The organism is Ruegeria sp. CL5 (genome assembly GCF_056536485.1).
The window spans coordinates 233324-247138 of sequence record NZ_JBQFPS010000003.1 but is presented as its reverse complement, the minus strand read 5'-3'; the positions used below and the strand labels follow the sequence as shown (position 1 = coordinate 247138).

Annotated in this window: 11 protein-coding genes; 4 read left to right on the top strand and 7 right to left on the bottom strand. The window is 54.0% G+C overall.

The window, feature by feature from the left end; translation table 11 throughout:
* Positions 1 to 7 precede the first annotated feature (7 nt).
* The 7 genes from ACR0IU_RS07230 to ACR0IU_RS07200 all read right to left on the bottom strand — a co-directional run bounded on the left by ACR0IU_RS07230 (position 8) and on the right by ACR0IU_RS07200 (position 9653).
* Complete coding sequence (locus tag ACR0IU_RS07230; RefSeq protein WP_480715773.1) at positions 8 to 1444, bottom strand: mannose-1-phosphate guanylyltransferase/mannose-6-phosphate isomerase; 1437 nt, start codon at positions 1442 to 1444, stop codon at positions 8 to 10.
* 70 nt (positions 1445 to 1514) lie between these two features.
* A complete protein-coding gene (gene galU, locus ACR0IU_RS07225; protein ID WP_480715772.1) occupies positions 1515 to 2408 on the bottom strand; it encodes a UTP--glucose-1-phosphate uridylyltransferase GalU in 894 nt (297 codons plus the stop codon).
* 253 nt (positions 2409 to 2661) lie between these two features.
* Positions 2662 to 4467 (bottom strand): ABC transporter ATP-binding protein, encoded by a 1806-nt coding sequence (locus ACR0IU_RS07220; protein WP_480715771.1) that lies wholly within the window; start codon positions 4465 to 4467, stop codon positions 2662 to 2664.
* A gap of 1 nt (position 4468) precedes the next feature.
* Complete coding sequence (locus tag ACR0IU_RS07215; protein WP_170475103.1) at positions 4469 to 5398, bottom strand: ABC transporter permease subunit; 930 nt, start codon at positions 5396 to 5398, stop codon at positions 4469 to 4471.
* 11 nt (positions 5399 to 5409) lie between these two features.
* The gene (oppB, locus tag ACR0IU_RS07210) at positions 5410 to 6333 is read right to left on the bottom strand and encodes an oligopeptide ABC transporter permease OppB (protein ID WP_480715770.1); all 924 of its coding nucleotides are present in this window, start codon (positions 6331 to 6333) and stop codon (positions 5410 to 5412) included.
* A gap of 66 nt (positions 6334 to 6399) precedes the next feature.
* Positions 6400 to 8028, bottom strand: a complete 1629-nt coding sequence (locus tag ACR0IU_RS07205; protein ID WP_480715769.1) for a peptide ABC transporter substrate-binding protein — start codon at positions 8026 to 8028, stop codon at positions 6400 to 6402.
* Positions 8029 to 8417: 389 nt separating this feature from the next.
* The gene (locus ACR0IU_RS07200) at positions 8418 to 9653 is read right to left on the bottom strand and encodes a lytic murein transglycosylase (RefSeq protein ID WP_480715768.1); all 1236 of its coding nucleotides are present in this window, start codon (positions 9651 to 9653) and stop codon (positions 8418 to 8420) included.
* Between the two features lie 132 nt (positions 9654 to 9785).
* Here ACR0IU_RS07200 and ACR0IU_RS07195 point away from each other — a divergent pair, with 132 nt between their 5' ends.
* The 4 genes from ACR0IU_RS07195 to ACR0IU_RS07180 are packed head-to-tail and all read left to right on the top strand — an operon-like array spanning position 9786 to position 13783.
* On the top strand, positions 9786 to 10748 hold the full coding sequence (locus ACR0IU_RS07195; RefSeq protein ID WP_480715767.1) for a cytochrome ubiquinol oxidase subunit II family protein: 963 nt from the start codon (positions 9786 to 9788) through the stop codon (positions 10746 to 10748).
* The gene (locus tag ACR0IU_RS07190; protein WP_480715766.1) at positions 10745 to 12835 is read left to right on the top strand and encodes a cbb3-type cytochrome c oxidase subunit I; all 2091 of its coding nucleotides are present in this window, start codon (positions 10745 to 10747) and stop codon (positions 12833 to 12835) included. The genes ACR0IU_RS07195 and ACR0IU_RS07190 overlap by 4 nt, the downstream gene beginning before the upstream one ends.
* Positions 12832 to 13464, top strand: coding sequence for a cytochrome c oxidase subunit 3 (locus ACR0IU_RS07185; RefSeq protein ID WP_480715765.1), 633 nt, complete (start codon positions 12832 to 12834; stop codon positions 13462 to 13464). Before ACR0IU_RS07190 ends, ACR0IU_RS07185 begins: the two co-directional genes overlap by 4 nt.
* Positions 13457 to 13783, top strand: coding sequence for a cytochrome o ubiquinol oxidase subunit IV (locus tag ACR0IU_RS07180; protein WP_480715764.1), 327 nt, complete (start codon positions 13457 to 13459; stop codon positions 13781 to 13783). The genes ACR0IU_RS07185 and ACR0IU_RS07180 overlap by 8 nt, the downstream gene beginning before the upstream one ends.
* Positions 13784 to 13815 lie beyond the last annotated feature (32 nt).

Below are 13815 nucleotides of genomic sequence, written 5' to 3'. Positions count from 1 at the left end.
ACTTAGGTCAATTACGCGCATATACATCTTCATAGCGAATAATGTCGTCTTCACCCAGATAGGTCCCGGTTTGTACTTCGATCAGGACCATGGGGACTTTGCCGGGGTTCACCATCCGGTGAACCGCACCCAAAGGCACATAGACCGACTGGTTTTCTGACACCAGCTGAACATCGTTATTTATCGTCACTTCGGCGGTGCCCTCCACGACGATCCAGTGCTCGGACCGATGATGGTGAGATTGCAGACTCAGCGATGCACCGGGATGGACATGGATACGCTTGACCTGGAACCGGTCTCCAATGACGAGGCTTTCGAACCACCCCCAGGGTCGATGATCGACGGGCAGGGATTCCGCCTGCTTGGCGCCTTTTGCTTTCAAGGCTGCGACGGCCTGTTTGACATCCTGCGCGCGGTCCATGCTGGCCACCAGAACCGCATCGGGCATCGCGACTGTAATCACGTTTTCCAGCCCCATCGCTACTACCTCCTGTGCAGGAGATTCTGAGCGCACCAGCACATTGTGGCAATCAATGGCAGTGACTTCACCGGCGGTAGCGACCCCATTTGCATCAGGGTTGCTGAGCTCCTGCACCGCCGACCAACTGCCTACATCTGACCAACCGGCTGCATAAGGAACAACGCTGAGGTTGCTAGCCTTTTCCATAACCGCATAGTCGATCGATATGTCCTGAACTGAGTTCCAAGCGATGGGGTCAAGCCGCAGAAAGCCCAGGTCAGACTGCGCCTGATCAACAGCGTTCTGAACCGGAGCTACAAGATCCGGCGCATGTTGGTCATAGGCCGCAAGGATATCGCGGACCGCAAACAGAAAGATGCCGGAATTCCAAAGGTAACTACCTTCGGACACCATCGTTTCGGCGCTCCTCAGGTCGGGCTTTTCAACAAATCGATCGAGAGGAATCGTCGCACCCGATGCGTCGGGAATCTGCCGAAGTTTGAGATAACCATATCCAGTCTCTGGCCGGTCAGGCGTGATTCCGAATGTAACAAGGTCTCCGCGCTCATCGATCGTACGGATACCTTCCGCAACTGCCTCGTGAAAGGCCTGAGTATCCGGAATGACGTGATCGGACGCCGCCACCAGCATCAATGCATCGGGATCGCTGGACGAAAGGTGCAGAGCTGCCGCCAGGACAGCCGGAGCTGTGTTGCGCCCTTCAGGTTCAATAAGGATCGGGCCTGGGTCAATTCCAACGGCCATCAACTGCTCAGGTACAACGAAACGGAATGCTTCATTGGTTAACAGCAACGGCTTTGCGTAAGGCGTTTCGACGGGTCCTTTAAGACGCTTTGCACATTGCTGCAAAAGGCTGGTTTCACCAATCAGCGCCACGAATTGTTTTGGGTAGCTTTTGCGTGACAGGGGCCATAACCGTGTTCCGGAGCCACCGCATAAAATTACCGGATAGACGGTCCTCATGCTGCCCTCGCTCTCTGTGTTCTTGGGGTCGAGCTATTGCAATGAATGCCAACTGTTTGAAGCATCTTACCTATTGCGCGGCCTGGTCCGACGAAACGATATCATGCAGATACTGACTTAAATCATCACGCAGATCGTCGCGGGCCAGCGCAAACGATACCGTGGCCTGAAGGAAACCGGCCTTTGAGCCACAATCAAATCGTTGGCCTTCAAATTTGTAACCAAATACAGGAACGCCATTTCCGATATCCTCGGCGATCGCGTCAGTCAGCTGGATTTCGCCTCCGCTGCCTTTCTTCTTCTGGTTCAAATTGTACAGTACCGAGGGGCCCAAAATATAACGACCAATTACGGCGAGATTTGATGGTGCCTCCTCAGGTTTTGGTTTTTCAACCATTCCCTTGGCTCGGACAACCGTACCGACGTTTTGGCCTGTATCCAAAATACCGTAAGAGCTTGTCTTTTTATTTGGAACTTCCATCGCAGCAACCATATTGCCGCCGGTTTCCTCATAGGCCTCGACCATTTGCTGCAGGCAGGGTTTGTCAGCAGCAATAACATCATCGGGCAGCATTACCGCAAAGGGCTCATCTCCGATCAGTCGCCGTGCACACCAAACTGCATGTCCAAGCCCCAGCGCCTTGTGCTGACGAATATAGGCGATCGCGCCGCTTTCCATATTGGTCGCGTTCAATATCTCAAGCAAATCGTCTTTGCCCTTGGATTTCAAATCCTGCTCCAACACAAGGTTGTGGTCAAAGTAATCCTCAAGCGCTGACTTCCCGCGTGACGTCACGAAGATAAACTCGGTGATCCCGGCTGCCCGCGCTTCGTCAATTGCATATTGAACCAGCGGCCTATCGACCAAAGTCATAATCTCTTTTGGCACCGATTTGGTCGCCGGCAAAAAGCGCGTCCCCATACCCGCGACGGGGAAAATAGCCTTTGTGACTTTGCGTGCCATGTTACCTCATGATTTCCATAGTCTGCCCGCGCGCTTTGTAGGCGCTGGGGTCCTCACATAAAACTTAAATTCGCATCAATCAATCTCACCCGACAGTAGTGCAGCGGGCACGATGGAATCTGCCACTAACCTGCACACAGAGTCAAAACGAAACACACCCAAACGTGGTTTTAGCTAAGGTACACTGAGTATTTGGTGCGCTGAAAAGTAGGATTCGCGCCCCTGAAACCTTCAAGCTTCGGGGCGCGAATAGTCAGGAGTTAGCCATAATCGCATCAAGCGGATCATGTTCGGCAACGAAATGGTCAGGAGCAATTTCGCTAAGCCGCGGAACATAATCCGTTTCGCCCGAGGACAACTTGCTGGGCAAGAAACGCAATGTGGCCTTGGGATCCATCGGGGACGGTAATTCACCCGGTAATTTAAGCCTTTGACGGTTACGCTCAACATCCGGATCAGGAATCGGAACCGCCGAAATCAGGGATTTGGTGTAGGGGTGTATTGGTTCAGAACATATCACTTCACCATCGCCCAATTCGACAATGCGACCCAAGTACAAAACCATGATTCGGTTAGACACTGCGCGTACAACTGAAAGGTCATGACTAATGAAAATCATCGACAAACCGAACTCTTGTTGCAATTCTCGCAACAATTCCACGATCTGGGCCTGAATGGACACATCCAGTGCCGAAACGGCTTCATCGCAAATGATCAACTTTGGTTTGTTGATCATTGCCCGAGCGATTCCGACGCGCTGATTTTGCCCACCTGACAGTTCATGTGGATAACGGTTGATCATATTGGTTGGCAGGCCAACACGTTCCATCATCTCGGCGACCAAGTCCTTGCGTTCGCGTTCCGTCAGGTCTGGGCGATAGGTTTTTAATGGTTCCGCGATTGAGGCCGAGATTGTCATCCGTGGATCAAGGCTGGCGAGTGGATCCTGGAATACAATCTGCAGATCTTTGCGATATTTGTTCAACTCGGACCGTTTCAACCCGACGATCGGATGGCCCAGCCAGCTGACGTTGCCCGCACTGGGTTCGATCAGTTGCAGAACCGCCCGCGCCAGCGTGGACTTGCCGCAACCGGATTCACCCACAACACCCAGCGTTTCGCCCTTGCGAATATCAAAGCTGACACCATCCACGGCCTTGAGCGGCACCTTGTGGCCGAACAATCCGCCCGGAACATGGATTGGGAAATGAACCTTGACGTCGTCAACGCGCAGCAGTGGCTCTTCGGTCTTGCCCAATGCTTTGGGCGCGTCACCGGCGTCTATGCGAGGCATCGCCTCAAGCAGGGTGCGGGTGTACTCGTGTTGCGGAGCGCGAAAGACTTCACGGGTTGCCCCGGCCTCGACAAATTGACCAAGGCGCATGACCTGTATGCGGTCGCACATCCGCGCGACGACGCCCATGTCATGGGTAATCAAAGCAATGGCTGTGCCTTCGTCTTTTTGCAGTCGCACCATCAGGTCCAGAATGTCGGCCTGTACGGTGACGTCCAGCGCGGTTGTGGGCTCATCCGCGATCAGCAATTTCGGGTTGCACAGCATCGACATGGCAATCATGACCCGCTGGCGCATCCCGCCCGACAGCTCGTGCGGGTACTGATCCAGTCGCCGTTTCGCCTCGGGGATGCGGACGCGATCCAGCCATTCAAGGCATCGCGCTTTGGCGGCAGAGCCCTGCAAACCCTCATGCACTTGCAACACTTCGCGCATCTGTTGACCGACTCGCAAATGCGGGGTCAGGGCGGTGAGCGGATCCTGAAAGATCATACCGACATCATCGCCGCGGATACGGTTCAGCTTGCTCACTGGCAGGTTCAGGATTTCCTGACCGTTCAACATGGCAGACCCCATTGCACGACCCGCCGGAGGCAATAGCCCCATCGCTGCCATGAAGGTCTGGCTTTTGCCCGACCCACTTTCGCCGACGATGCCCAGACACTCGCCTGGATTGATGTCGAAACTGATGCCCTTGACGGCTTCGACGATGCCATCTGGAGTATCGAACTGCACGCTCAGGTCTTTGATGGAAAATAGACTCATATCAGCGATCCTTCGGGTCCAGCGCGTCACGCAAACCATCACCGATGAAAAACATGGTGATGATGATGGCGACGTAGAATGTCAGGGGATAAAGAAGCTGCCACAAAGTGCCATAGCCCATAGTCCCGGCACCTTCGGCAATCAGGCGGCCCAAAGAGGTGTAGGGTTCCGAGATCCCGAGACCCAAAAACGAAATGAAGCTTTCGGTCAGGATCATTTCGGGCACCAACAGCGAGGCGTACACGATCACAACGCCCAACAGATTGGGCAGAATGTGGCGATACATGATGGTAAACTCACTGACACCGGCGGCACGAGCGGCTTCGATGAATTCGCGGTTCTTCAGCGTCAGGGTTTGCCCCCGAACGATCCGCGCCATGGTCAGCCAACCGACTGCACCCAACGCGATGAACAGCATGAAAAAGGACCGCCCTGCCACGACAAGCAGAAGGATGATGATCAGAGTTGCCGGGATCGCCAGAAGTATGTCGACAAAGCGCATCATGGCGCTGTCGGTACGCCCTCCGATATAACCAGCGGCAATGCCATAGCAAGTGCCAACGATCAACGCAGTTGCTGCCCCAATCAGACCAACCAGTAGCGATGTGGTGGTCGCCTGAATGACACGGCTGTAAAGGTCGCGCCCCAGATCATCGACACCGAAATAGTGACCAGTCTCGATCGAGGGCATTCCCATGCCGCGTACGTCACCCATAACGTTCCAGTCGATCTCTTCATTGGACCAGGCTGCAAAATATGGTCCGATAATCGTGAACAGCACGATCAGACCCAAAACAAAAACACTGGCCATTGCGGCCTTGTTGCGGACAAAACGCATACGTGCGTCCTGCCAGAGCGAGCGCCCCTGAATGACCGTGTAATCTGTGATTTCTTCGGCCAGATGGGCGGCTTTTTGAGATTTTCCTAGCATGAGCCTGCCCCTCAGTAACGAATTTTCGGATCAAACCAGGCATAAGCCAGGTCGGTCAGAAGGTTCACGACAACGGTCAATGCGCCATAGAGAATAGTGACCCCCAGCAGCACCGCATAATCACGCGATAGTGCAGAGCCCACATAGGCCTGACCCAGGCCACCGGTCGAGAAATAGATATCGACAAAGACTGAACCCGTAAGCACGTAGACGAACACCGGCCCGAGATATGAGACAACCGGCAACAACGTAGGTTTCAACGCATGACGCCAAATTACGGTTCTGGTCGGCAAGCCCTTGGCGCGCGCGGTACGGATGAAGTTCGAGTTCAGAACCTCGAGCATCGACGAACGCGTAATCCGTGCAATCGAACCCATATAGGATGTTGCCAGCGCAATCACCGGCATGACCAGATATTGCCATTGGCCTCCGTTCCAGCCACCTCCCGGCAACCAGCCCAGCCACAGGGTGAAGGTAAGGATCAGGATCGGCCCCATGATGAAGTTTGGCAGAGCTTGCGCCGCGATACCAAGACCAACAGCGAAATAATCGATCCAGCTATTGTGTTTGATCGCGGCTGCGATCCCAAGGCTTACACCAACGGCTGTTGCGACAAGAAATGAAAGCGAGCCATAGGTCAGAGAAATCGGAAACCCTTGAGCGATGATATCGTTGACGTCCCTGTCTTTGAACTTGAAGGACGGGCCGAAATCAAAATGCACGACGATGTTGTACAGGTAGTCCCAGAGTTGTTTCCACAACGGTTGGTCCAACCCATAACGTGCCTCGATATTGGCCAGCACCTGCGGCGGCAGTGGCCGTTCCGAGGTAAAGGGCCCGCCGGGCGCAAAATGCATCAGAAAGAAACAGGCGGTGATCAGCAGCAAGATCGTCGGGATAGCGACCAGTAGTCGCCGCAGGCTGTAGGCAAGCATTTCATGCCCCCATGTTTATTGGCCCTGCCCCGGATACCTCCGGGACAGGGCGTGGTTCTATGGCGATTATTCGGCGACCTTGTACAGGTTCTTCGAATACCAGTTCTGCTCGACGTTGTTGACGGGCCAGTTCCCTACATCGCTGTCCATCATGTAAACGCCTGCATAGTGATAGATCGGGATTACAGGAGTTTCCTGTGCAATAATCCGCTCTACCTCGGTATAAAGCGGTGCCGGATCGTCCGAAGTTTTGGCTTCGGCCAGTAGCTCATCAACGCGTGCGTTGTTGTACTTTCCGTCGTTGTAACCGGAATCCGATTGCAGCAGATCAAGGAAGGTCGAGGCTTCGTTATAGTCGCCACACCATGCACCGCGAGCCAGTTCGAAGTTCTGGTTACCGCGCTCTTCCAGGAACACTTTCCATTCCATGTTTGCCAGCTCTGCATTGACGCCCAGCTTCTGTTTCCACATCTGGCTGAGTGCCACGGCCACTTTCTTGTGCGCCTCTGAGGTGTTGTAAACCATCTCAAAGCTCAGCGGATTATCCGGACCATAGCCCGCTCCTGCCAGCAACTCTTTTGCAAGCTCATCGCGCTCAGCCTGGCTCATCGAAGCCATCTCCACGTCAGGAACCGTAAAGTTGGCAGTGGCGGCGGGTGCGAACGTGTAAGCCTGGGGCTGACCACCAGCCATCACCTTTTCAGTGATGATCGCGCGATCCACGGCCAGGGACAGTGCCTGACGGACGTTGGGGTCCTTGAACGCTTCGGGACCGCTGTCAGAGACGTTGAAGGTATAGTAATAGTTGCACAAACGAGGGAAGCTGATGGCTTCATCCGGATGCTCCTGCTGCAGGCGCGGGAACTGACCGGCAGGAACTTCGGTGCGATCCAACTCACCCGCAAGGTAGCGGGTCAGGGCGACATTCTCGTCATTGATGACCAATGCCACAACTTTTTCGATAATGGTGTTGTCATTGTCCCAGTACATCTCGTTGCGCTCACGCACCGAACGTTCCTGTGGCAGATGCTCGGTCAGGACATAGGCTCCGTTCGATACGATGTTTTCCGGCTTAGTCCATGCATCGCCGAATTCTTCAATCACTTTCTGCGGCGCAGGGAAGGTTGTCGAATGCGTGGTCATCTGAGGGAAATAGGGGAGGGGCGTGCTCAGTGTGACTTCTAGAGTGTGGTCGTCAATGGCTTTGACACCCAGATCATCCACTGATTTTTGACCCGCAATGATCTCAGCCGCGTTTTCAATCGACATCAATTCCATGAACCACGCGTAGGGCGATGACAGCTCAGGATCGACAGCACGTTTCCATGCAAAAACGAAGTCACCTGCGGTAACCGGATCTCCGTTTGACCATTTCGCGTTATCGCGGAGGGTAAACGTATACACATCCTTGGTGTCATTGACCGAGTATTCGGTGGCAACGCCGGGGACCAGATTACCATCTTCGTCCTGGTTCATGAGACCTTCGAACAAGTCGCGCACGATTTCGGCGCCCGACACATCTTCAACCACTTGCGGGTCGACCGAGCTGTGCTCATCCAGAATGCGATAGATAAACGTCTGATCATCCGCCAGCGCTTCGCCGGTTTCGGGGTGGGTTCCTGCGGCGATTGCTGCGCCAGTTATGATGGTCGAGGACAACAGCCCCGCCAATGAAGTACGGACAATTTTGTGCATGTGATTACTCCCATTATTATGTGGCGTCGGGCTATCCTGCTATTGCAGCGGATACCCATCTACCTGTGTGTCTCCGACAATTGCCGTGCGTTCACCTTGATCTAGATCGCGGCAGAGTCCAAATTTCAGACCATTTCCATTGGGCAGCGTCGGAAAGCCGATTGCGAAAGTTCTCTTTCACTGCTGCAAAATCTGCTGGTTTTTGGAGAAAGGTAAAGAGTTTTAAGTCGCATTGAAGGCTCAAAGATCGATTGAAACCGTAACGTAAGGGAGCATCGAAAGATTATTCTGAAACGCTTTGCTTTGGTGACATTTTCGTGAAGTCATACAAATTGCAAAGGGCGAATGGGTTTTCGTCAACACGCGCAAATGGCGAATCAGGGCAGAATTCAGGGCTTCAGCGCTGCCTTTAAACGGTCATTTGGAAAACATGTCGGCGCACGGCCTGATGCGGCTTGCCAGCGACCGATCGAACGCCGGGTTTTATATCCAGGCAGACCATCGATGCCGCCTACATCATGACCCTGTTCAACAAGCGCTTGCTGCATTGTTGCGATATCCGACCGATAGAGGTTGCCGACGTCACCCCAGCGCCCGCGAAAATCGCCAACACCGTATTGGATGCGATCGCCGACATGGCCCACAAACAAAGCGTAGAGGTCACTGGTATTATAGTCTTTGAGGACATAAAAATTAGGCGTGACGATGAACGCCGGACCGCTGCGACCTGCGGGCATCATCAGATAACCTTCGGCAGCCAGTTCGTGCGCTGGAAAAGGTTTGCCGGAAACACGGCTGACGCCCATTGCTGCCCAATCCCGGATAAGACGCCCTTGATCAGGCCCCTCTAAGACGCATGAAACGGTATTGGGCAGATTAACCTCAAATCCCCAATCGCGATCCGCAATCCATCCGTGCTCTTCAAGATAGGCTCCAATCGACGCAATAGTATCTACGGCTGAACCCCAGATATCCGCTCTGCCATCGCCGTCGCCATCGCGCGCATAGGTCAGAAAATTTGTTGGCATGAATTGTGGCTGACCCAATGCTCCTGCCCAACTGCTCTTTAGTTCTCTTCCTTGCGCATGACCCGCTTCGGCAATTTGCAGTGCTGCGATCAGTTCTGCGGTGAAATAGTCGGCGCGCGTGCTCATGAACCCTTTCGTACCAAGAACCTGAAATGCATCGTGGCGGATTGGTACCTGACCATATCCACTCTCGCGCCCCCAAATGGCCAGAATGATGCGTGCTGGCACACCGGTTTCAGCTTCAACGCGTGCCAGGGTTTCTGCGTGACGTCTGGCCATTTTACGGCCGACCGACGTGGCGCCCTGTACGGATCCGGCATTAAAATACCGACCCGGCGAGCCAAACTCGGCTTGACGCTGCACCTTTGGTGTTTTTTGAGGGCTGCGCGGTGGCACCAGATCCGGCAGATCCCAATTTAGTTTCACCCCATCAAAAGCTTGCCGAAAAGTTTGCTTGGAAACACCCTTTGCCTTTGCCTGTGGCCAGACGGTTTGTTGCAGCCAGCTCTGAAACTGACGTTCAACCAAAACACGATCCTGCGCCAACAAAGGAGCTGCCAGAACAACCAGGAAGAGAACAGTGAAAACGAAACGCATGGAACCGATCTTGCGCGCCCGTGACGTGGTGTCAACAAGCACCTTTAGGAGCAAAATTGCAAAAGTTCTTGAGAAAATCCGTGACTCTGTCGATAGTTGCCGGGAACCCCCGCCGTAAGAGGATCATCAGGCGTGACCTTTTCCCGGATGTCTTCGATCGCAGTGTCCGCTCTGGTGACGCTAGTTGCGCTGTTGCTGACAGTGCAGGCAGCTGGGGCAAGTGATAGTTTCATCAACCCACAGGGGCCAATAGCCGAGATCCAAAAAAAGCACCTTCTGCGAGCGACCGCTCTGATTCTGATTGCGGTGATCCCGGTTTTGGTCTTGGTGCCGCTGGTCGCCTATCGGTATCGCCGACGTAAAGGTGGAAACGCATATTACAAACCACACTGGGATTTCTCTGCAAAGCTTGAGGTATTGATGTGGGGTGTACCGGTGCTGATTGTGGCGATCCTGTCATTCTACCTTTGGAAAACCACATACCGTCTCGATCCCTATGCAGCCCCTTTCGGGGAGGAACCTGCCTTGCGGGTGCAGGTGGTTGGCCTCGATTGGAAATGGTTGTTCATCTATCCCGATCTTGGAATCGCTACAGTCGGAGAGTTTGGCATCCCCATCAAAAAGCAGGTCGCGATTACGCTGACGACCGACACAGTGATGCAATCGTTTATGATCCCTGCATTGGCTGGGCAAATCTACGCCATGCCTGGCATGACAACGCAACTGCATGTGGTGGCCGACACGCCCAATACGATGCAGGGTGAGAACACGCAGTATAATGGTCGCGGGTTCACCAAGCAGAAGTTTCTAACGCAGGCTATGCAACCCGTGGATTTTGAGGCCTGGGTTGCCAGCGTCCGGGCGCATGGTATTCCGTTGACAGAAGACACGTATCAGACACTGGCCATGCGCACGGATCGGGACGAAGTTCAGGCGGCGTTAGGAACCGAACTCATGCCGCTGAACGCGCTTTATTTTACGCTGGAAGAAGGTGATTTGTTCCGCTCGATCCTGCATCGTTATCACAGCGGTGAGCCTCTTGCCCTTGACCAGCAACCCGGCACCACTGCGTTCGGGTCGGAGGCAAAACAATGACTTCAGTCGAGACTGGCATTTTGGGTCGCCTGAGCTGGGATGCGTTGCCGATCATCGGGCTCATCCGGACGCCCGATGCCAATGAAATCATCGCCAACGCTGCGGCCGGAATAGTGATAGTGGGCGTTTTGACGGTGCTGTTCCTGCTAACGTGGTTTCGCCTTTGGAGCCCTCTCTGGCGGGATTGGTTGACCAGCGCTGATCACAAGAAAATCGGCATCATGTATATCGTCTTTGCCATCGTCATGCTGGCACGGGGCGTGTTGGAAGGTGTTGTGATGCGGGCTCAACAGGCGGCAGGGCCGGGAGACGGATTTCTGGAGCCCGAACATTTCGCCGAGCTATTCAGCACCCACGGCACCATCATGATCTTCTTCGTTGCCGTCCCCTTTGTCTTTGGAGTGGCAAACTATCTGGTTCCGTTGATGATCGGTGCGCGGGACGTTGCATTTCCGGTTATGAACCAAATCAGCCTTGGCCTGACGGTATCTTCCGGCATGATGTTGATGGTCTCGCTGGTGGTTGGCGAGTTTTCGACCGGAGGTTGGACCGCATATCCGCCCTACACAGGCGCCGCGTTCAATCCCGGCGTCGGGCCGGATTATTGGATTTGGGCCATTGTTGTCTCGGGCGTAGGCACCACTCTCACTGGTATCAATTTTGCCGTTACAATTTACAAGCTGCGTGCACCAGGGATGAAATTTATGCGGCTGCCGATGTATTGCTGGACGATCATCTGTAGCTCAATCCTGATCGTCTTTGCCATGCCGCCCCTTGGCGTGGCTGCGCTGTTGCTGGCTGCTGATCGGTATCTAGATTTCCATTTCTTCACCAATGATCTTGGTGGAAACATGATGAACTATGCCAACCTGTTTTGGCTGTTCGGTCACCCAGAGGTCTATCTGCTGGTCCTGCCTGCTTATGGCATCTATTCCGAAGTCTTTGCCACTTTTTCGGCCAAGCGTCTCTATGGCTATAACTCGCTGGTCATTGCCACGATGTCGATTGCAGTATTGTCTTTCACAGTATGGCTGCATCATTTCTTCACCATGGGCCAAAGCGCGCTGATCAACGCGGTATTCGGCATTGCGACGATGCTGATCGCGATCCCAACCGGTGTGAAAGTCTATGACTGGATGGCCACGCTCTATCGCGGGCGGATACGGTTTTCCGTTCCGATGCTCTATGGTCTGGCCTTTTTGATGCTGTTCGTGATTGGTGGCCTTAGCGGGGTAATCCTGGCCAATCCGACGATTGACTATCAGGTCCACAACACGTTGTTCCTTGTGGCGCATTTCCACAACGTCCTTTTGCCCGGAGTGCTGTTTGCGCTGCTCGCGGGCTATAACTACTGGTTCCCGAAAGCCTTCGGTTTTCGCCTCAGCGAGTTCTGGGGGCGCGTCTCGGTCGTTTTCTGGACCGTGGGATTCCTGCTGACCTTCATGCCGCTTTACTTTGTTGGTTTGATGGGCATGCCGCGCCGCTCCTACAGTTGGGAGGACCCGAGCTTTCACCCCTACATGATCATTGCCGTAATCGGTGCGTTAGTCATTACCTGCGGGTTGTTCTCGATCCTTATCCAACTATGGGTCAGCATCCGGGATCGTGAACAAACCCGTGCTCCGATAGGTGATCCGTGGGATGGGCGTACACTGGAATGGTCGATTCCGTCTCCGCCACCGCCCTACAACTTTGCCATTATCCCGGAGATCACCGACCGCGACAACTTTGCCGCCGCCAAAGTGCGTGCCGCAGCTTATCCAAAACCTGAAGTCTATGAAGATATCGAGATGCCGCGCAATACCGGCATCGGGTTCATACTCTGTGTGCTCAGCGGTGTCTGGATGTTCGCGCTGGTTTGGTGGATTTGGTGGCTGGCGCTCCTGATGACGTTTGCTATCATCCTGGCAATTATCATCTGGAGCTTTGATACCAGCACCGAAATCATCATTCCTGCCGAAGAGGTCCGCAAAGACCATGAAGCTTGGCTGGACCTTGTCCATAGCACTGCAGCAGTGGATCGCGATTATGAAATCGCCCCAGAAAATCGCGGTCTCGCACACCCGGATATGGAGGCCGTGACATGAGGCGCGCACCCACGCAAAGCTATCCGGGCATCAACCTTGGCGATGGCCATGCAAGCGCCCACAAAGCCACCGAAGTTGTCACTTTTGGCTTCTGGGTCTTTCTTATGAGCGATCTGGTTTATTTCGGCCTGATGTTCGCGATCTACATCACGATGATTGATGCACAGGCCGGTGGGCCCGGACCACATGAATTGTTTGATCTGAAAAGCATCTTTGCTCAAACCCTGATATTGTTGACCAGCAGTCTGACCGTAGGGCTGGCGATGCTGGCGTTGAAATACAACTTGCCGCGGGCGCGGATCGTTCTGTGGTTTGGGGTAACACTGGTGCTGGGGCTTAGCTTTCTGGTTCTGGAGATCCGCGATTTTCTGAACATGGTAGCCCAGGGCGGTATCCCTCAGCGCAGCGGATTTTTGTCGGCTTTCTATGGCCTTGTGCCACTGCACGGTCTGCATGTCGCGTCGGGGTGCCTGTGGCTGATCGTCTTGGGCATTCAGCTAAGAATGTTCGGACTAACTGACTTGCTGATGTCCCGTATGGTGCGACTGGCATTGTTCTGGCACTTTCTTGATCTGATCTGGGTCGGCATCATCACAATTGTGTATTTCGGAGGGCTGACCTATGGATAGACGCGCTGACCTGCACAAGCGAGAGCGTCGCCGATATGTTATCGGATATGGTGGGTCTCTTCTGCTGACGCTGGCGGTCTTCTTAATCGCTCACCGATACGGGATTGAAACCAAAGGGGTCTATCTTTGCATCGGCCTACTGGGCTTGGCACAGTTGGTTGTGCAGTTGGTGTACTTTCTTCATATCGACAGGCGGCGCAACAGCCGAGAGGATCTGGACCTGATCCTTTTCTCAACGCTGGTCTTATTGATTATCATCGGCGGGACGGTCTGGATTCTAGGTAATTTGGCCATTCGGATGCACATGCAGATGATGTGATCCGCCAAGCCCTGACCCGCTTGTAGCCGCAT

Bases quoted from the DNA above. Each gene is read 5' to 3' on its own strand.
- ACR0IU_RS07230 (WP_480715773.1), bottom strand. From the start codon at position 1,444: ATGAGGACCGTCTATCCGGTAATTTTATGCGGTGGCTCCGGAACACGG.
- galU (WP_480715772.1), bottom strand. From the start codon at position 2,408: ATGGCACGCAAAGTCACAAAGGCTATTTTCCCCGTCGCGGGTATGGGG.
- ACR0IU_RS07220 (WP_480715771.1), bottom strand. From the start codon at position 4,467: ATGAGTCTATTTTCCATCAAAGACCTGAGCGTGCAGTTCGATACTCCA.
- ACR0IU_RS07215 (WP_170475103.1), bottom strand. From the start codon at position 5,398: ATGCTAGGAAAATCTCAAAAAGCCGCCCATCTGGCCGAAGAAATCACA.
- oppB (WP_480715770.1), bottom strand. From the start codon at position 6,333: ATGCTTGCCTACAGCCTGCGGCGACTACTGGTCGCTATCCCGACGATC.
- ACR0IU_RS07205 (WP_480715769.1), bottom strand. From the start codon at position 8,028: ATGCACAAAATTGTCCGTACTTCATTGGCGGGGCTGTTGTCCTCGACC.
- ACR0IU_RS07200 (WP_480715768.1), bottom strand. From the start codon at position 9,653: ATGCGTTTCGTTTTCACTGTTCTCTTCCTGGTTGTTCTGGCAGCTCCT.
- ACR0IU_RS07190 (WP_480715766.1), top strand. From the start codon at position 10,745: ATGACTTCAGTCGAGACTGGCATTTTGGGTCGCCTGAGCTGGGATGCG.
- ACR0IU_RS07185 (WP_480715765.1), top strand. From the start codon at position 12,832: ATGAGGCGCGCACCCACGCAAAGCTATCCGGGCATCAACCTTGGCGAT.
- ACR0IU_RS07180 (WP_480715764.1), top strand. From the start codon at position 13,457: ATGGATAGACGCGCTGACCTGCACAAGCGAGAGCGTCGCCGATATGTT.